The sequence below is a fragment of the Dorea sp. AM58-8 genome (assembly GCF_003464045.1).
In the GTDB taxonomy this organism is placed as follows: Bacteria; Bacillota; Clostridia; order Lachnospirales; family Lachnospiraceae; genus Claveliimonas; species Claveliimonas ammoniilytica.
The window spans coordinates 1-21105 of record NZ_QSDM01000027.1; the positions used below are offsets into that span (position 1 = coordinate 1).

Annotated in this window: 15 protein-coding genes and 1 pseudogene; 1 reads left to right on the forward strand and 15 read right to left on the reverse strand. The window is 41.1% G+C overall.

The genetic code is table 11. The features are described 5' to 3' along the window. Window positions 1–110 precede the first annotated feature (110 nt). On the forward strand, window positions 111–1640 hold the full coding sequence (locus DXA18_RS13950; RefSeq protein WP_199665590.1) for a BCCT family transporter: 1530 nt from the start codon (window positions 111–113) through the stop codon (window positions 1638–1640). A gap of 19 nt (window positions 1641–1659) precedes the next feature. Here DXA18_RS13950 and DXA18_RS13955 read toward each other — a convergent pair whose 3' ends face one another. The 15 genes and pseudogenes from DXA18_RS13955 to recD2 form a co-directional block, all read right to left on the reverse strand. After that, window positions 1660–2124, reverse strand: a complete 465-nt coding sequence (locus tag DXA18_RS13955; RefSeq protein WP_118384405.1) for a hypothetical protein — start codon at window positions 2122–2124, stop codon at window positions 1660–1662. 49 nt (window positions 2125–2173) lie between these two features. Beyond that, window positions 2174–2536, reverse strand: a pseudogene (locus tag DXA18_RS13960) (hypothetical protein); the annotation flags it as partial. Next, window positions 2537–4360, reverse strand: coding sequence for a transglutaminase domain-containing protein (locus DXA18_RS13965; RefSeq protein WP_147345608.1), 1824 nt, complete (start codon window positions 4358–4360; stop codon window positions 2537–2539). It abuts the pseudogene before it with no gap. Between the two features lie 18 nt (window positions 4361–4378). Further along, window positions 4379–6346 carry an NlpC/P60 family protein gene (locus DXA18_RS13970; RefSeq protein WP_118384408.1) on the reverse strand — a complete coding sequence of 656 codons (1968 nt, stop codon included), beginning with the start codon at window positions 6344–6346 and terminating at the stop codon, window positions 4379–4381. 131 nt (window positions 6347–6477) lie between these two features. After that, entirely contained in the window at window positions 6478–9054 is a 2577-nt protein-coding gene (locus tag DXA18_RS13975; RefSeq protein WP_118384409.1) for an N-acetylmuramoyl-L-alanine amidase, read from the reverse strand. 122 nt (window positions 9055–9176) lie between these two features. Next, window positions 9177–10991: a L,D-transpeptidase family protein gene (locus DXA18_RS13980; protein ID WP_158567155.1), complete on the reverse strand. Its 1815-nt coding sequence runs from the start codon at window positions 10989–10991 to the stop codon at window positions 9177–9179. Between the two features lie 41 nt (window positions 10992–11032). Beyond that, entirely contained in the window at window positions 11033–12856 is a 1824-nt protein-coding gene (locus tag DXA18_RS13985) for a GBS Bsp-like repeat-containing protein (protein WP_243007142.1), read from the reverse strand. Between the two features lie 147 nt (window positions 12857–13003). Next, on the reverse strand, window positions 13004–13918 hold the full coding sequence (locus DXA18_RS13990) for a nucleotidyltransferase family protein (RefSeq protein ID WP_118384411.1): 915 nt from the start codon (window positions 13916–13918) through the stop codon (window positions 13004–13006). A 21-nt stretch (window positions 13919–13939) separates the two neighbouring features. Continuing rightward, complete coding sequence (locus DXA18_RS13995) at window positions 13940–14203, reverse strand: HPr family phosphocarrier protein (RefSeq protein WP_118384412.1); 264 nt, start codon at window positions 14201–14203, stop codon at window positions 13940–13942. A gap of 4 nt (window positions 14204–14207) precedes the next feature. Continuing rightward, window positions 14208–15470 (reverse strand): CdaR family protein, encoded by a 1263-nt coding sequence (locus tag DXA18_RS14000; protein WP_243007143.1) that lies wholly within the window; start codon window positions 15468–15470, stop codon window positions 14208–14210. Then, complete coding sequence (cdaA, locus tag DXA18_RS14005; protein ID WP_118384414.1) at window positions 15442–16335, reverse strand: diadenylate cyclase CdaA; 894 nt, start codon at window positions 16333–16335, stop codon at window positions 15442–15444. The genes DXA18_RS14000 and cdaA overlap by 29 nt, the downstream gene beginning before the upstream one ends. Before the next feature lie 60 nt (window positions 16336–16395). Continuing rightward, the gene (locus tag DXA18_RS14010; protein ID WP_199665591.1) at window positions 16396–17664 is read right to left on the reverse strand and encodes a hypothetical protein; all 1269 of its coding nucleotides are present in this window, start codon (window positions 17662–17664) and stop codon (window positions 16396–16398) included. Between the two features lie 2 nt (window positions 17665–17666). Beyond that, the gene (locus DXA18_RS14015) at window positions 17667–18077 is read right to left on the reverse strand and encodes a hypothetical protein (RefSeq protein WP_118384415.1); all 411 of its coding nucleotides are present in this window, start codon (window positions 18075–18077) and stop codon (window positions 17667–17669) included. 68 nt (window positions 18078–18145) lie between these two features. Beyond that, window positions 18146–18892 (reverse strand): ComF family protein, encoded by a 747-nt coding sequence (locus tag DXA18_RS14020; protein WP_243007144.1) that lies wholly within the window; start codon window positions 18890–18892, stop codon window positions 18146–18148. Next, entirely contained in the window at window positions 18889–21105 is a 2217-nt protein-coding gene (gene recD2 / locus DXA18_RS14025; RefSeq protein WP_118384416.1) for an SF1B family DNA helicase RecD2, read from the reverse strand. Before recD2 ends, DXA18_RS14020 begins: the two co-directional genes overlap by 4 nt.

Genomic DNA, 21105 nt, shown 5'->3' on the forward strand with positions numbered 1-21105 from the left:
TCAGTCTTATAAAAAGATAATATCAGAAGGAAAACAGATTAGATAGCGAAAGGTCAATGCACTAGTTTCATGATGCATTGGTGCCTTTCGCAGAAAGGTGGTTTATACAAATGAATAACAAGAAACAATCCGCAAATCCACACAATATCGACTGGATGATCACACTTTTACCATTAATCATGATTATTGGTTTATGTGTATTATTCTTTTCTTTCCCAACGCAATCCAATACCGTTCTAAGCAATATACGATTTCTGCTTGGAGACACATTTGGTGTGTATTACTTAATTATTGGACTGGGTATTTTTCTCCTTTCTATCTATGTTGCATGTTCCAAATACGGTAACATCGTACTTGGTGCCCCGAATGAAAAGCCTAAATTTTCTTTCTTTGCCTGGGGGTCTATGATGTTTACTGCCGGATTAGCCGCTGACATTTTATTCTATTCTTTTTCAGAATGGATTCTTTACGCTTCTGATCCGCATATTGCAGAATTAGGAAGCATACAGGACTGGGCCAGTACATACCCTATTTTCCACTGGAGTCTGATTCCATGGGGATTCTATCTTGTACTTGCCGTTGCATTCGGCTTTATGCTCCATGTACGCAAACGTGATCGTCAGAAGTATTCTGAAGCATGTCGTCCTATCCTTGGTAAATATACCGATGGTATTCTTGGACGGTTAATCGACTTACTTGCAGTATTTGCACTGTTAGCCGGAACTGCTACTACGTTCAGTCTTGCTACTCCGTTAATGGCAAGTGTAATTGGTGAACTGTTCCATATACAGATCAACCGAACGGTTGTGACCATTATAATATTAGTACTGACATGTGCCGTGTATACATATTCCCTTTTACATGGATTTAAAGGAATCAGTTTCCTTGCCAAATCGTGCATTTATTTATTCTTTGGTCTTTTAGCATTTGTCCTTTTATTTAGCGGCGAGACCAAATACATTATTGAAACTGGTTTTTCTTCTGTAGGCCGAATGTTCCAGAACTTCTTCCAACTGGCAACGTTTACAGATCCACAGAGAACTACCTCTTTTCCACAAAACTGGACGATCTTCTATTGGGCATACTGGATGGTATGGTGTGTAGCAACACCATTCTTTATCGGTAATATATCTCGTGGCAGAACAGTCCGTCAGACAATCTTAGGCGGATACGTATTTGGCTGCGGATCAACAATCATTAGTTTTATCATTCTTGGCAATTATTCACTTAAGCAGCAGATCACCGGTGCAGCAGATTATCTGGCCATGTATCAGAAGAATGGAGATCTTTATGAAATCATCATTGCTATCGTAAAATCTCTTCCATGTGCTCCACTGATTCTCGCACTGCTTTTTATCACGATGGTTGCCTTTTATGCCACATCATTTGATTCAATTGCTTTAATAGGTGCCTGCTACAGCTATCACAAACTGGGAGAAAACGAATCCCCGCATCGGTTAATTGAATTCATGTGGTGTATATTATTAATTCTGTTGCCAATTGCTCTGGTATTTTCAGATAGCTCCATGAGTAATCTACAATCGGTAAGTATCATTGCTGCCTTTCCAATCGGAGCCGTAATTGTACTGATTACTCTCAGTTTCCTAAAAGATGCAAAGAAATATATGAATGGTCAATAGTTCAATGGGGTAGGCTGACTCAGCTACCCATATACATTTCCCTATCATTATAATATTGTTTTATGTACTCTACCATCTGATCGGCACTTTTCCACTGCAATCCTTGTGAATCGTACGCCGCTCCGGCATTCTGCCATGTAAGCTTTGTTCCGTATAAGTATACCTTTGCATTTACGACCTGCCTTCCTTCTTTGCCAAAGTACGTCCACCAATCCGGATAATACTGCTGCATAAAGGATTGTGCCAGTCTGGAAGCCTGTGAACTGCTACTTCCATTTACCGTTCCACTCATCTGTACGCCTCCATTTGGTGTACTGTGCAGAAGAAGAACACTGCCGTCCTGACACTGTCCAAGACTCAGGTAACAATGTCCATTGATACTGACAATATCGCCAGGATAAAACTTACTGTTAGGTGTACATGTGGAAACAGTTCCAAAACCATATCCTGCTAACGATTTAGCTAGCTTCGTTGCATCACCCACATATCCATTGTAATCTTTCCATTCTGTACAGAATTATATACTAGCCACCCTAAATAGCCCGAGCAATCCAAACCCCAAAAACGGGATTCTCTGTGTCCATTTTCCCAGGCAGTCCGTCCCGGTCGATAGGAATAATTCTGCTTATTCTTCTGAAAATACTGTTCCCATTCCGGCCAAACGCCATATGCAAAGCGGTCTCACCAGAGCCATTATCTGGTACGTTCCAGCCACCGCCCCACACATACAATGTATTGCCTACCGGTTTTAATGCATCTGCAATCAGATCTGATAATTCTATCTCAGCCATAGCTCCACTCTGATTAAAATAATAGTTACTTGCATTAATACTATGCGTTCCTGTCAACATTTGACCTGAACCATTCAGATAATACCAGATATTATTTATTTTCTTTCATCCCGTAGCCATATGCCCGTCTTGTTCCAAATAGTACCAAGCTCCTCCAACATATTGCCAGCCAATCTGCATTGCTCCATCTGCTCCCAGATAATACCAGTTACCATTCAGATAAATCCAATTGCGTGCCATTGCTCCACTCGACTGCAGGAAGTACCAAGTATTTCCGACGAGTTGCCAACCGGTCTTCATAGCTCCATCTACTCCCATATAATACCATGTACCATTTTGATAAAGCCAATTTTGCGCCATAACTCCATTTGATTGCAGAAAATACCAAGAACCTCCCAGATATTGCCAGCCTGTTCTCATAGCCCCATCTGTTCCCGTATAATACCAAGTATTATCTAGACACAACCATTCCTGCGCCATAACTCCACTTATCTGCAGGAAATACCAGGACCCGCTAATATATTGCCATCCTTTTTTTATTCGACCGCTTGAATCTGTATAGTACCATCCTTCCGGCCGTTTCTGCCAACCAGTCAGCATACATCCATTAGCATCAAACAAATATTCCGAATCGCCAATTGTCATAACACAATCTTTTGCCATTACACCTGGATGTTTCATACCAAGTTCTTCATAATAATACCATTTATCACCTATATATTGCCAACCCGTTATACTAACATTATTTTGCTCTTCATATGTCGTTTTAAACTCAAATCCAGTTGCATTACCTATAGCAGTTAATTGAATCTTAGTATTATCATGCGACCATTCTGTCTGATTTATCGCATATGCAATGATTCCATTCTGAATTCCTGATATGCTAGGAGGATAATTAGCATTATCCGCATCAACAACAAATTTTGTCTCTTTAGAATTTAGCTTCGTTTCAATTCTATCTCTATATGTTTCTATCCATTTTGCCGCATCGCCACTTCTAACAAAATAATTATTTTTCAGATTTGTAGAACACGTACCATAATTCATATCATTATATATTTTTGCGTGTCCCGGATGAGCCAATGCCATTAATTCATCTGTAAGTCCAAAATACAAATGTCTTTGATCAAAATCATACCAGTTTTCATTAGAATCATCCCAAGTACAATCCACTTGATACCATTCACCATCTAGTTTGACTGCATTCCAGGTATGACCATCATAGGTATCTCTTACTTCAGAATTTTCAATACCGATAGCAGATAACAATTTGGAATAAGCACTTTCATAACTTTGACATGTCCCCAGGCCTCTGGTTAATGCACTTTCCGCCGAAGACCATTTCAATGAATTATCATACTCCAACTGTTCCAATAACCAGTCATGTAGCCATAACGCTTTTTCATATTCAGAATTATTTCCTTTGCTATTGCACTGTTTAACAGCTGAATTAATAACATCATTAACACTTGGATAATTTGCATCGTTTACTTGAATATATGTATTCGTTCGCAAATATGTAACTCCAGATACCAAATCCATAACATGAAATCTAAAATTATAAATACCTGACGCTGTCATTGTAAATGTATAGTCATGGCTATCGCATTCATCTGTATATTCAGTCCACTCACCTCGACTAGGATCTGCAACTGATTCATATGAATTTTCTTCTGGATTCGAATAGCTAGGAGCCTCCATATTAAACTTATATAACCCACTGCCACCAGATGCGGAAACATGAAAAGTTGTAGGTTGTCCTAATTCAGGTTCATTCCATTCCACCTTTAAAGTCACATCACCATAACTGGCTACGTCATTATAGGCATATTGGAATTCTTCAGCATAAACTGTTACTCCTTTTCCAATCAATACGCTCATGCAAAAAAACATTAAAATAATCTTTAATACTTTATTTTTATCTTTCACACTCATTCCTTTCACTATTTATACATATGGTCTTGCTGCACCAATCACTCTTCCTCTGCTTCCAATTGGTTTTACAGACACTCCCTGTCCCGGCCATGAGTCAATTATCTGCCCATTTCCAAGATAAATAGCTACGTGTCCTCTATAATATACCAAATCTCCACGTTGCAAAGAATTTGTACTAACCGGCATAAAAGTATTATTATTATACCAATTCATTGAATTATATGTCTGTGATGCTATCCATCTATGATTATATGGATTATAAATTCCAAGATCCATTCCAGTTGCATACAAACACTGTAATACAAATCCAGAACAGTCAACTGCGTCTCCCGGATAACTTGACCATGGCTCAATGTATCTTGTTCCGAGATATTCATATGCTCTTGCAATAAATGCATCAACACATTCCTGTCGTGATGCATATATTGAAATACGTGACGGCGTAACGTATGTAAAATACCCTGTACAATATGATGGAAGCATAACAGTCAATGAACTTACCTGCGGATAGCCAGCCGGATTCTGCCATCCCAATTTATTCTTTGCCCGAATATACGCTCCATTTTCATGTACTACAAATCCATCAATTACTGTATTCTTTGCCATGACACCTTCTGAACCGCCATGAGTATCATTCTTAGTGTACATATAATACCAGACACCACCAGCAACCTGCCAGCCTGTCTTCATTGCTCCATCACCGGAAAACCAATACCACTCACCATTCAACGCAAGCCAATTAGTCGCCATAGCACCGCTTCCATAGAAGAAATACCAGTTATCACCAATTAATCTCCAGCCACTATTTGCCATCTTATTATTCTCTGCCGGATCTAAATAATACCAGTATCCATTGACAGCTTGCCAGCCAGACACAATTGCCCCTGAGTGATTAAAATAATACCAATTTTCTCCATCATAATACCAGCCTATATGCATCGCACCACTATCGTCAAATGCATATGTATTTCCAGCAATTTCTTTCAAACTATCGTTAGCCATTAACCCAGGGTACTCTGTGTTATCTCCATCAAGATAATACCATATTCCGCGAACATATCTCCAACCAATCGCTTGTGCTCCACTGCCATCTGCATAATACCAGCCTTCTGGTCGAAGCACCCACCCTGTCTGCATTGCTCCACCAGCTGCAAAGTAGAAATTACTTCCTCCTATGTTTCTTGTACAATTATCTGCCATCAATCCAGGATGCTCTGCATCAGCTCCATCAAGATAATACCATACTCCTCGAATATATCTCCAGCCAATCGCCTGTGCTCCATTCGCATCTGCATAATACCAGCCTTCTGGTCGAAGCACCCAACCTGTCTGCATTGCTCCGCCGGCTGCAAAGTAGAAATTACTTCCTCCTATGTTTCTTGTACAATTATCTGCCATCAATCCAGGATGTTCTGTATCGAATCCATCAAGATAATACCATACTCCTCGGATATATCTCCAACCAATTGCACATGCTCCACTGTCATCTGCATAATACCAGCCTTCCGGTCGAAGTGCCCAGCCTGTCTGCATTGCACCACTACCATCAAATGCATAATAACTATCACCTATTTTTTTCATCTCATTACAAGCCATAATTCCTGCATTTTCCCCATCAAGATAATACCATTTTGAATTCAGATAAATCCAACCAAAATATAATGTATTCTCTTCTTTGGCATAATACCAATTTCCTTCATAAAAATTCCATCCCCTTGTCCACTCTGATGATGGAACCTCCGGTTCTTGCGGAAAATCTACGTTTCCCGAATCGTCAATATTTTCTCCTGTTACTGATTCTGTTGGAACTTGTAAATTTTCATTTTCAGATTTTTCTTCTTTTTGCGAATCCTCCTGTAATGATATACTTTGAACTTCTTTTGAGTGTCCATTTGTTCCTTCTGCAAACACCGTGTTCATCGGAACACATAATGTCAATACTAGGAATCCCATGAAAATCTTTCGTACTTTTTGAATCATTTCTCCCTTTCCTCTCCTATAAATTATCTATACTGCTATTGTATCAATATCTTTTTGAATTTTCCATACTATTCCACTATAAATCAAAAAGAGACATTCCTTTGCGTCATGCAAGAAACGTCTCTTTACAACTAATTATATTTATTAATATTTTCCATGATACCCTTTATCACTTCAGCATATGTAGCCGATCCTGCCCATCCTGTTCCGTATGGATTATTAGGAATACTAAGCCATTCAACATACGGTGCTTTACCTCTAAGCCACTCTCCCCATCTCGGATCAACACGATCTCCATTCAGTTTGTCTGTTGACGCATAACATTTCAAATGCTGAACCTGCGCACGTATACCAAGACGAACTGTACTGAACGAATTGCCTTTCACTCCATTTCCAGTAGCTCCCATGCCAGCAAAATTATACTGTGATATATCAACATCTCCGCCAAATGAGAGATATCCTGTTTCAACCATTGCCTGCGCAAATGCAACTTCTACTCTTACACCTTCATTCTTACACTCTTCGACATAAATCTTACAGAAGTCTTCTATAGTCTTAGCTTCTTTATCATTCTGAGAATAATAAGATGGATATTTTTTATTCATCGCTTTATAAAAATTTGATAATTGTAAGGCTGTCACTGAAGAAGTCCCCATGATATTTGTTAGCTTTTGTTTATCTGGAATCCATGCGCCGTTCGCATCCACATACCAATTACCAATCCAGGTATCACTCGCCATACATCCATTATTATCAAAATAATAGCATTTCCCATTGATCCATTGCCATCTTCCCGCTATCATTGCGCCACTGGATTCAAGATAATACCATGTGTTCCCTGTCAATAACCATCCTGTTTGCATCCAGCCATTTGCATCAAAGTGATACCATGTACTTCCCACTAACAGCCATCTGGATTTTACGTATTCTCCGTTCGATTCCATATATTTCCATCGCCCAGATACGACTTTCCAACCTGATACAACTTTTTGTTTTCCTGGCACCCATGCTCCACTGGTATCTACATAAGAATCTCCTATCCAAGTATTCGCAGCCATACATCCATCATTATCAAAATAATAGCATTTATTGTTAATCCACTGCCAACAGTCAGCCACTCTTGCACCACTAGATCCAAGATAGTACCACGTATCATCCAAATACAGCCAACCTGCCTGCATTGCTCCACTGGCATCCATATAATATGTGGCATCCCCTACTTTTGTCCAACCTGTCTGCATAATGCCTTTCGCATCAAAATAATACCATACTCCATTTAACAATAACCACTGCGATGTCTTGTATGTACCATCTCCATTACTATACTTCCACTGACTTCCATCCAACTCCCATTGTCCTTTTGACAATCCAAAATAATTCGCAATACCTGTCGCGTCAGCAACTCCACATTGTTTTAAAAAAGATTCCTCTTTCAATTTGGCGGCATCACTTTCATTATCAATAAATGCATGTTCTACAATAATTCCCGGAAATCCAGCTAATTTACTGCGTCGAATTATTCCGTACCAATCTCTCAAAGAACCATCTGGATATGTATCATATTCAGTCGAGCGAATTTTAATACCACGATTTTTCAATCCCAATTTCAACAATTCATCTAAAATCTTCTGAGCAGAATCTTCCCCCTCCTTTCCAATCGTTGCGTTATAATTGCTGTTTGGATAATATACTTCAACCCCCTGACCTCCACCAGAATTTATATGAATGCTTACCAATAGATCTGCTCCCCATTCCTTTGCTTTATTCACACGATTAGCGAGATCTGAAGCAGCATCGCCAACTCTATTTCCCAGGTATCTATCATCCTCTCTTGTCATATAAACTGTCACACCAGAATACTTCTCTAATTCCTCTTTGCAATATTTTGCAATTTTTAATGTGAGATCCTTCTCCTGTAATCCATTTCCAAGTGCTCCACTATCTGTTCCACCGTGACCCGGATCCAATACTACTACTACATTTCCACTTTTGGTCTGTTCATCTAGACTATATGTAGCAATCCCATCATTTTCTTCCGTATTGTCAATTGCATCTGTAATATCTTCCTGTGCTGTATCTATCTCGTCTGAAGCCATGCTTACTACAGATGCATCAATTTCTTCTTGCGAAATCATATCCGAGGAATCTGAATTGTAACCAGGATACTCTTCATCAACGCCAAACATAGCTCCTATACCTATATCCTGTAATTCAATTGTCTGCTCCACGCCATTTTCTACATACACAAATTGAAGTAAAGTATATGTTCCTTTACTCTCACTTGAAAATGAATGTTCAAACAAAAATAATTCTTCCTGTCTGGAAGACATAGCATCTTCAAAAATTGTTCCATCTGCTCTTTGATATACAATTCTTGCTTCTGATATAGCTTCTGTCCCATCTCCATATGAAACTACAATTTTTTGCGTATCAGGAGATGTCAGATATGGTTTATCAATTCCCACATAATTCAGTAGTCCATCCGTTACCGTCTCTTGACTTTCTACTTCTTCAATCTCTGATTCATCTTGACCTGAATCTGCTTCCACATTTTCTTCTATTTCACTCTTCTCCGTCTGATAGCTGTCATTTTCCGTGATGGCTGTATCTGATATTTCTTCTGCCATAGCAGTTATATCCGCCACTGGCATTAAGCAAAACATCACTACTGCCAAAAGCACCGCTATCATTTTGTTAAGGTTTTTCATTGTCTTCTCCCCTTTGTTTTAAACGCTATGTTACTTCGCTATTATACTTTATTCTTACAATACTCGCAACCAAAAAGAAAGGCAGAATCGCCAATGTCATCTACCTCTCTTTCTATATAGACTTAAAACACTACTACTTTTGTTCCGGTTGGAATATTATCATATATCCATTTAGCTTTCTCGATAGGTAATCTTACACAACCATGAGATAACTGCATACCAACACGACCATCCATAAGTCGACCATTATATTTGCTATATAATACACTATGGAACAGATAATCTCCATAAAACTGCGTATACCAATAACATCTTGCATTTCCTGAATCAAAATAATATCCCTTTGATCCCACCGTAAATTCGCCTCCTACTGTTGGAGTAGATGGTTTGCCCGGTGCGCACTGCCAATCATAAAGCAGATTCCATGCTCCAGCACTTCCTGCAAAAATAGTTGTTCGACATGCTGCCCGATCCACAAGTATTAGATATCCTGTTCTACTACTATACGGCTGTGCACGCAACACCAATCTAGCTGCTTCTGGTGATAACATTGCTCCATTTGCACCAAGATAATATCCATCTATATAACAATTTCTCGCCATCACACCTTCCGAACCGCCGTGGGAATCATTTGCGGTATACATATAGTACCAAGTACCACCAACATTCTGCCATCCCGTTTTCATCGCGCCATCACTGGATAGAAAATACCAATTTCCTCCTACCGCAAGCCAGTTTGTTGCCATTGCTCCGCTATTATGGAAAAAGTACCAATAATTTCCAAATAATTTCCATCCACAATTAATCATCTTATTATCATTATCTGGATCCATAAAGTACCAGTAGCCATTAATTGCACGCCATCCAGAAGCCATTAAGCCAGAATGATCATAATAATACCAATTATCTCCATCATAATACCATCCTTTATACATTGCTCCGCCGGATTTAAACTTATATGTATTTCCGCCGATTTCAAATATGCAATTATCTACCATCAATCCCGGATATTCTGCATTGTCACCATTTAAATAATACCAAGCACCATTGATGTATCTCCATCCGATTGCCTGTGCTCCACTTCCATCTGCATAATACCAGCCTTCCGGATATAGCAACCAGCCTGTTCGCATTGCCCCTCCGGCTGCAAAATAGAAATTACTTCCTCCTATATTTTTTACGCAATTGTCTACCATCAGTCCTGGATGTTCTGTGTCATTTTCATCTAGATAGTACCATACACCATTGATATATCTCCATCCGATTGCCTGTGCTCCGCTTCCATCTGCATAATACCAGCCTTCCGGATATAACAACCAGCCTGTTCGCATTGCTCCTCCGGCTGCAAAATAGAAATTACTTCCTCCTATATTTTTTACGCAATTGTCTGCCATCAGTCCTGGATGTCCTGTGTTATTTCCGTCTAAATAATACCACACTCCATTAATATTTCTCCATCCCAACACCAGGCTTCCATCTGCATTCGCATAATACCAACCTTCTGGGCGCAATATCCAACCCATTGATTGCATAACACCATCTTTATTAAAGCAATAATACTGTGTTCCTACTTTAACAATAGTATCTGCAGCCATGCTTCCTGGGTTATCTACATTCGTTCCATCAAGATAATACCATTTGCCACTTTCGTATCGCCATCCATAGTACAATGATCCATCCTGATTATAATAGTATGTATCTCCATTTTCATTTACATACCATCCAACATGAGTTGGCATTGTTTCTGTTTCATTTTCGACTTCAGGTATAATCACTTCCTGATTATTCATCTGTTTCTCAATCTTCAGCTCGCCATCGGTTGATTCCTCATTTTCGATGTTTTCTACAGCTTTTTGTTCCATTCCATATGACACAAATGAGCAACTAAAACATACTAAAAACGTAGCTAACAGTATTCCTTTTACTCTCTTTTTCATCTTTGACCTCCTCATACTCTTTAAATAGCATTCTTTTATTATTATTCTACGTGTTCTAGTCCACCTCCCATAAAATATTGTTCACCATCTCCTGTAATTGCATATACATGTATATTATAATCCCCAGGAATAAAGCCGAAATTTCCCATATTTATCTCCGTAGTATAATTACTGTCTTCATTCATTTGTAATTCAATCCACTGCAAATCACTTTGATCATCATTTGTCCATACGGCCACTAAAATTGATTGTATATTCTCTCCACCAGTTATCTGTTGTACCGTAAGTGGTATAGTTCCTGTTTGGCGTTGGTATTCTCCTATTACTACCTCACCCGTAGGTATCTTTCCTTCTCTAACTAACAGTACTTCACTAGACTCGTCAATGTCAGCCAATTGTGTCATCAACTCTGATTGTTTATTTAATTCTTTTTCTTCTTTTTCTATACCAAATCGCTCAGTAAGTGTCTGTTCCGATGAAAACAAATTAGTACCTAAGCCCAAACGATTACCTTCTATTTCTACCCCTATTGCAGCTAATGTTGTTGGAAAAGCATCCATTGTCGTATAATTTCTGGCGTTCGACAATTCAGATTTTCCACCATTAATGTATGCTGTATATACTTTTCTTATATAACTTTCATCTACATCTTCACAAAAATCACTATCCATTGTTGGATGATCACCAGATATTACAATTGTTGTATTTTCATAAAAGTCCTGTTGTTGAACCCATTCAACAAATTCCGCCACCTGTTTACTTGAACACGCCATTACATTAGCATATTGATTGTTCCCAAATCTGTCATCACATTTGTCACATACATACCCATCTTCAAAATGTGTGTCAACTGTTAGCATAGTCAAGTTAAACGGTTCATTCTGCGTCGCAAGTTCACCAAGGCGATTCTTTGCAAATTCGAACAACTTCTGATCATCATATCCCCACCATACTGGATATTCTTCTGTAGAAAGCCACCCCTGTTCCATAGCATAATTATAATCAATAATGTCATAATTGCCATGTTCCGAAAAATAGAGTTTTCGTCCACCAAACGTAGCATTGGAACCCAGTAATAAAGTCTGTGAATATCCTGCATCACTCAAAATATCGCCAATAGTAGTAATACCCGGAAAAAAATTGTCCTGAGTATCCATCTCATTCGCACTGATAGATATTTTTAATGGCAATCCTGACGTTTGCGCAAACATAGCTCCCATAGTCCATGTTGTTCCCGGCATTGAATACCCGCCATTAAGTTTATTGTCCTTTCCTGAAAATTCCTCATTCTCCTGCGCTATTTCCGTAAGCTCTGGAATCACATCTTTTTCAAAAGCTCCTCCATTATCTTCATCTGAATAAGCAGTCTCCATGGATTCTAAAAATATATATATGAGATTTCTTTTTTTCTCAGGGAATGTAAGTGTAACTTCTTTAGGATCCACATAATTATCATCAATAAAAGAAGATATTTCACTTTGACCGGACATGTAATCACCAATATCCAACTTTTTCCAAGCTGTATATCCGTATAAAACCAGAATTGTAACTGAAGCAATCAACACAACAATACATATGTATCCTGTTCTCTTCTTCTTTTTCTTAAAAATAATCATGATAGCAGTTATTACCATTATGATTATAATTGTTGGCACGATACATTTAAATACATATTGCCATATCATATCTGAATTAGTACCTTCCAAAGGTGAATTGAGATGGTATACTAATTCATCCATTGTAAGATTTGCCCAGGTTTCAAGCATCCATTTAATACTAAAACATATCAAAATTGCCAATACTGATATGATACCACTAACTACTTTCCCGATATTTTTTAATATATCCTTTGTTTTTTCATTCACAGTTCCTGTTTCCTTTTAAGTATAATTATAATTAGCTGTCATTATGATACCATAGAATATATTTACCAACAAGTTTCTATAAAATCAATTTTGTTTTTTATTTTAAAAGGCTTTGACGCCCGCGTCAAAGCCCTCATTCCTTCTTACTTAAAACAACTTCTCCGGATATACTCCGTCTTTAATCAGCTTCTGAATACTTGCCACCACATCCGGTTTATCTTCTTTGTATGTCACGCCGAACCACTCATCATGTGACTTCCGTACTTCGACCTTCATCCTTCCTTCTTTCAGCAGGTCACCGATGATGATCGGGAGGAGATATTCTCCTTTCAGATTCTCCGGATCCAGCTTCTCCAGGAATACGTCAAAGCCTTTTTCCAGCACATCAAAGAATGCCGGTGACAGTCCCCACATATTCATAGAGACTTCTGATTCCACATCGATTGGCACGGCTCCGTCCTCTGTCTGCACTGCCGCGCCTTCAGCAGTCTTGACAATATTGGATGTCTCCACAATCTCAGACAGCATACGGTGTTCATCTACCTTACATACGCCACGGGTTACACCGCCATTATCGCTCAAAGTATTCTTCAGTACGAAACCTACCATACACGCTTCATACGCATTATCATCTTTTCTTCCTGTCAGATATGCATATGCTTCTCTGTAAGCTTCCTTGCCGTAATAATCGTCTGCATTGATTACCAGAAATGGCTCATCTACCACATCTTTACAGCACAGGATTGCCTGACCGGTTCCCCACGGCTTCTTTCTTCCCTCTGTCTTCTTCTGGAAACGCTCCGGGATATCATTCAGTTCCTGATAAGCGTATTCTACTTCTACCAGCTTCTCCATGCGTCTGCCGATGATCTCTTTAAAATCCTTGTCCAGATCTTTACGGATTACGAATACAACCTTATTAAATCCCGCCTCCAGCGCATCATGAATGGAATAATCCATAATAATCTCACCGTTTGGTCCTACTGCCTCCAGCTGTTTGATACCGCCGCCAAACCGACTTCCGATTCCTGCTGCCATGACGACTAGTGTTACTTTACTCATTTGTACCTCTCTTTGTCTGGTTTATTCTCCCAGACCATCTTCAATTGCTTTTACCATTGCTTCCATTGCTTCTTTTTCATCCGGTCCCTCACACTCGAGCACGATTTCATCTCCGCTTTTAATGCATGCACCAAGTACACTGAGTACACTTTTTGCGTTAGCCATCGTATTGTCATAACGAAATCTGACACTGCATTCAAACTCAGATGCTTTGTTGCAGAAGATTCCGGCCGGACGCATATGAAGTCCCGTAGGATTGGTGATCTTTACTTTTTTTGTAATCATACTTTTAATTTCCTCCGCTATCTTTCTCTTCCAGCACGAGTTCTACTTCAACATCTTCTGTCAGTGTACATCCATCCGGCAGCTTAAACTGTACTGGCACTTTATAGGTTCCTGCTTTTGTATATTCAGCCAGATCAATGATTGCAATCTGCTCAATGTTCAGAGTATCCAACTGTTCCTTTGATCCTTTTACATGTACTTCCAGATTATCCGTTTTGTTATAACTCATGCGCAGGTTCTCATCCAGATTTTTCACTGTAATAGATCCAACCGGAAGCTCAAAATTCTTGGTTCCGTCTTTTTCCAGTGTTACTGTAATAATCACCGAACTTGCGTTACTGTCTGCCAGTTCGATATCTTCCGGCAGATATTTGCTAATATCTATCGTATAATCTGTGCGGGAATCAATGGCTTCACCACTGAATTCTTCCGCAGGAATATCTATACTCTTAACCTTTGCCAAAGCATCTTCCGGTCCCGCAATCTCTATCTCTTCCGGAGCCAGCTTCACATTGGAAATGGAATATCCTTCTTTTACTTCAATTTCCGATGTATCCGCCTTCACAGGTACCGTCGTTGTCCGATACAATGTTACCGATACACTCACACCTACATTACCCAAGTTGTTTGCCAGCCTTGACTGGTCGATCACGTTATTGTTCTCATCGTACAATACCAGCGCAGAATCCAGCACGGTATTCTCTGAGAGTCCGGACACATTAACTTCAGCCTCTACCTTACTGATCTTTTCCACCAGAGACTTTGGTCCGTTGATCGTTACCGTCTCCGGATCAGCTGTCAGCTTGCCGAGCACATAACCACTTCGTACCTGACCGCTTGCCACTGGTGTAATATATGTGGTCTTGCTTACATTATCCTCGATCTGTATCTGCAGATTACGCGGACTTGCCGTTGCTTCACAGCTGCCCTCATATCCATTTACCGTTACTTCCAATGGAATCTGTGTATTCAGATACATTTCCTTAATATCTGCTGTAACAACAATGTCGCTTGCCTTAATCTTACTCAGCGTCCGACGTTTTGCCGAAACTACTACGCTTACATTCTGCGTGTCGTCTACGATCTGATAAGTCTTATTCTGTTCCGTCAATATCTCGGAGTGTTCTACTGTAACCGGTATGTTCGTAAATGTCTTAGTCATTACCGGATCGTCAATATTGACCACTATCAGCCACAGCATAAATGCAAACAGGAAGGCTAACAGCTTCAGGCTAAAATTATTTTTCAGCTTTTTTATCATCATCATGCCTTCCTTTCTTCAGTTTTTCTACCAGAATGTTCGCCGGATTCTTAGAATGCTTCCGTTGCTGGATTGCATGGAAGCGCTCTCTCAGTTCTGCTTCCGTCAGGTTTCTGGAAAGTCTGCCGCCCTGTGCTACAGATACTCCTCCGGTCTCCTCAGATACCACTACGATCATGGCATCACTGACTTCACTCATACCGACTGCCGCACGGTGTCTGGTTCCCAGATCCTTGCTCAGTTCCATGTTATCAGACAATGGCAGGTAACAGGTTGCCGCCACGATCCTGTCGTTCCGCACGATAATAGCTCCGTCATGAAGCGGAGTATTATGCTCAAATATATTGACCAGTACCTGGCTGGAAATCAGACAATCCATCTGAATACCGGTACTCTCATATTCTGTCAGTTGGATCAGCTGTTCTACTACGATCAGTGCTCCTGTTTTTACTTTGCTCATGGAAAATACAGCACGCACGATACCGTCAACTGTCTCATCACTGAACCGCACTCGTTCTTTGGAATCAAACGGAAGCATGGATGTCAGCATCTGTTTTTCGCCCAGTTTCTCCAGACCTCGTCGGAGTTCGGGCTGAAAGACGACCACTGCCGCCACAGCCATAACTGCTGCTGCTTCTTTTGCCAGCCACAGGATCGTATGCATCTGTAAAATGGCTGCCACCAGTATGAATCCCGCAAGTGCCAGAATGCCACGCATCAGCATCCACGCCTTGGTATTCTTGATCCATACCATAATCTGATAGATCAAAAATGCAATGATCAGGATTTCCAGAATGTCCGTGAAACGCAATTCCGGAAAATAAATGCCTTTTACAAATTGTTCAAAAAACTGCGATATTCTCTGCGCCATTCTGTCACCTCCCCATTCTTCTGAACTTGTTGTCTGTCTGTTCTGCTTCTTTTATATCTTTTATTTATTATCTTTATTCAGATTCAATTCTTTCTCGAGACTCTGTGTCAGAAGCAGATGCTCGGTATCCGCATCGGATAACTGTCTCTTCTGTGGAGACGGTTTTCTCTTAACTGCTGCCTTCTTTGGATTTGGCTGCTGTCTGTCCACAGTCTTTCTTGGTCTTGCCTGCTTACGTTCCTGTCCTGCCTGCTGCTTCTTGGCATGTCTGACCGGCTCCTGCGAAGCTTGCTTTGGAGTCTCTTTCTTTATCTGCTTCTTCGCAGCATCTTTCTGTGCATGCTGCTGTGTCTTCTTACGCAGTTCCTTTGCATCGATCACTTCTGTCTCAGAAGGATATTCTTCACGCTTGTTGATCTGCTGTACTGTCTTCTCCGGAACAGTTACTCCCACTTTCGGAACTGCTTTTACATAGTAATAATACTCATCATCTTCAAACTGCAGAGATTCACATTTGCTGTAATCTACTGCAAAGAATATAATTTCCAGAATCAGTCCGATTACTACCGCTACAACTGCCCCTGCGAACAGTGTTGTTGTAGAAGTCTTTACACCCAGTACAGAGCCGCCTGCTGCTGCCACGATCAGATACGCCAATGCCCCGGCCACGCTTGCGGCTTTCCACGCATGCGCCATCGCTGCACGACGAATGGTATATACCAGTATGATACAGATTATGCCGGCGATCACCATCAGCCACATTTCTTTGCTGGAAACTGCCTGTTTGGCAAATTTGATCATATCATTTACAAAGCTGCTGCTCTTTGCAGCCTGAATTGCCGCTGCTGACTTTTTCACCTGGTGAATCATATAATACGCAATCGTTCCAAGTGCTGCCGGCACTGCATATGCCGGTGTGCCAAGCAGGCCTAATGCCACCAATGCTGCTGCCGGCACCTTCGCAATATATGCTGTCACTATTACTAATACCACGATTGCTGTCTTTGGTGCGAATCGAAGATAGAATACATACATGATCACAAACAGAAGTGCTGTAACGATCAGCATGCCCAGAGATACACTATAGACATGTGCCATCGTCAGTACCGCTCCTGCTACCAGTGTGAAGATCGGCGGAAGAAAAGCGCATATCACAGCCAGCCCCAATGCAACTACCGGATTCGCCAGCATATGCATATAACCTATCTCCCGATTAATCATAAAGAACGCCATAAACGCCAGTACAAAGCGTACCGCCTTATCTATGTATGTCGAATACTGTGCATAGACATTCTGTAATTTCCCTTTCAGTTCTAATACGCTTTCCATAACTATCTGTTCTCCTTCTTCATATCTTTCTTCTTGTATAAATTGAGAAGTCTGGCAAGATCATGATTATATAACTTCACTCTCGCCCTTGCCTCTTTGTGTCGGTTATTGCAGGTAACATGCGTATATACTGCATATGCAATTACAATTGCCAGGTACGCTGCTACAATCGCAATTGCCATAACAACAATCATCCCAATAGACATCTTTTCCATCAACATATCAAACACGCTGATTCCCAGAAGTACAATCAGACATACATAGCCTATCGTTACCCACAAAATAGTCGCCAGCGTATGCAGACTGGTATAGTCTTTTCTATAGTAAGCACTAACCTTCAGATCCTCTCTCCCCTGTTGTTCCTCATAGAGAGCCATTCTTGTCATCAGCTTGACTTTTCTCTCATTTAACATTCTGCACCTCGTTATCTCTACACTTAGTTATTATTATTTCTAAACATCATTATTTAGTATAACAAATATCATGTACCTTGTCCAATGCTTACCGTCAGAAAATGCACTTTCTCAGCGCCAGCAAGTCTTACCGTCTTCGCTGCCACATCAATCGTGCTTCCTGTCGTGTAAATGTCATCGATCAACAACACATTGACTCCCTGCAGTTTCCGACCATTCCAGGCAAATGCGTGCTGCAGGTTTTTCCGCCGTCCCCGCGCATCCATGACTTTCTGTGGAATTGTATTTTTATTTCGAATAAGGCTTTCTGTATCTACCGGAATGTCCATAAGTCTGCCAATCTCTTTTGCTATTATTTCCGCCTGATTATATCCTCTTTTCCGTCTTCTGCTTTTACTGAGTGGTATTGGAATAATGATCGCGATCTGCCATTTACGTATTGTTCTGCCATATGCACGTACCATCTCATGGGCAAATACACGACCATATATCCGTCGATTATGATATTTGAATTGATAAATTGCCGGACGCACCATAGACGCATGCTGCCAGACCGCCCTGCCGCTCTCATAATAATGCGAGTGCCTGCTGCAATCATAACAGTATTCATCTTCTTCACGCCGAATTGGCTTACCGCAGCGCATACAATATGGCTCCCTCACATAAGGAAGCTTTGCTCTGCACGCACCACAGATTCCTGTCTCCGATACCTTACCGCAAAACGGACAGGTATTAGGAAACAGGAATGCCATGATTTTATCTGTAAAGACTGTGATATTAGAAATAGTTTTAGAAATAAATGCTCGTATTCTCATAGGCAGAACTCCCTGATCTGCTCTGCCAGACTCGAATTACGGTTCAGCTCGTTATTATTCTGGATCATGTCTGCAAAGACCTGTTCACTGCCTACCAGTGTCACACATTTTCTTGCTCTGGTTACTGCTGTATAGATCAGATTGCGGTTGTATAACTGCCTCGGTCCCTGAAGCAGCGGAATTACTACCGCCGGATACTCACTCCCCTGAGACTTGTGAATGGTGATCGCATAAGCCAGTTCCAGTTCATCCAACGACTGGAAGGAATAGCTTACCTGTCTGTGTTCATCAAACTCTACCGTCATAGTCTCTGCATATGTATTAATCTCCCGGATAATGCCCATGTCACCATTGAACACACCCAGACCTTTATCCACTGTCATACCGTATTTGGTACACACTTCCCACTCAATCTGGTAATTATTACGGATCTGCATGACCTTATCGCCCTCGCGGAACTTCTTATCACCATATTCCTTTTCCGCTTTAGACGGTGATGGCGGATTCAGATATTCCTGCAGAATACCATTTAACCTTTCTACCCCGAGCAGACCTTTCCGCATGGGTGTCAACACCTGAATATCATATGGCTCTGCATTTACATATTTTGGCAATTTCTTCTGGATCAACGTCAGTACCACACTGATGATCGTATTGGCATCCTGCCTCTTCAGAAAGAAAAAGTCACGACTCTTATTGTCCAGAATCACTGGTTCTCCGCGATTGATCTTGTGAGCATTTACCACGATATCACTCTCGCCTGCCTGACGGAAAATACGTGTCAGTTTCACTACTGGGAAACATTTGGACGCAATGATATCCTTCAGCACACTTCCCGGTCCCACAGATGGAAGCTGATTCCGATCTCCCACCAGGATGAGTCTCGTCCCCACGCACACGGCTGACAAGAGCGCATGCATCAGCGGAAGATCCACCATTGACATCTCATCTACAATGATCACATCTGTTTCCAGTGGGTTATCCCTGTTCCGACTGAAGCCGTTTTTCTGTTCTTCATCCTCCGGATTACCGCTGACTTCCAGCAGACGGTGTACCGTCTGTGCTTCATATCCGGTTGTCTCCGTCATACGCTTTGCTGCTCTTCCGGTCGGTGCTGCCAGCAGAATGTCCGCTCCGTCACTTTCAAAATAATGGATCATGGCATTGATTGTCGTCGTCTTACCGGTTCCCGGTCCTCCGGTCAGCACAAGTACTCCATGACGTACCGCCTCAACAACCGCTTCCCGCTGTTTCTCATCCAGCGGCAGATCCATATTTTCCTCAATCTGTGCCAGTCGGTGCAATACTCCTGTCTCACTCACATCATAGGTTACATTTAGATCATGGAGCATCTTCGCTGTATTCATTTCCATATAATAATAATTTGATGGATATACTCGCTTCACGCCGTCTGCTTCTTTCAGGATCACCTTGCGTTCCATAGACAGATCCATCAGATATTTTTCAATATGCTCCAGATCCACTTCCAACAACTGTCCTGCCCTGCGTGCCAATAGTTCCTCATCCAGGAAAACATGTCCTGCATTCACTCCCTGAAGCAATGTATAAAATATTCCACTGCGGATCCGGTAATCGGAATCCGTATGAATACCGATTCTCTTCGCTATCTCATCCGCAGTTCGGAATCCCACACCACTGATATGATCCGCCATCTGGTAAGGATTCTCTTCCAGCACACGGTAAATCCCATTGCCATAATACTGATAAATCTTTGCTGCCAGCGTCGTAGAAATGCCATATTTCTGCAAATAGATCATTGCCTGACGCACATCCTTCTTCTCTTCTACCTGTTCTGCAATCTCTCTTGCTTTGCGCTCACTGATGCCTTTGACCTCTGCCAGCCGCTCCGGTTCTTCCTCTATAATTCGGAATGTATCTTCTTTAAACTTTCGCACAATCCGCCCTGCCAGTGCAGCGCCAACTCCGCGGATTGCCCCTGAGCCCAGATATCTCTCGATCGACATCAGATCTTCCGGTTCGCAGACCTCTGATTCAGACACGGAAAGCTGCAGTCCGTACAGGCTGTGATTCACATATTCGCCCGTCAGCTTCAGCAGCTCACCTTCTTCAATATAGAGAAATGTCCCCACACAGGTCAGATCTCCATCTTCGTTATTCAGATTAAATACCGTATATCCATTATCCTCATTCCGATATACGATGTGTTCTACATATCCTTTGATTTCTTCCAT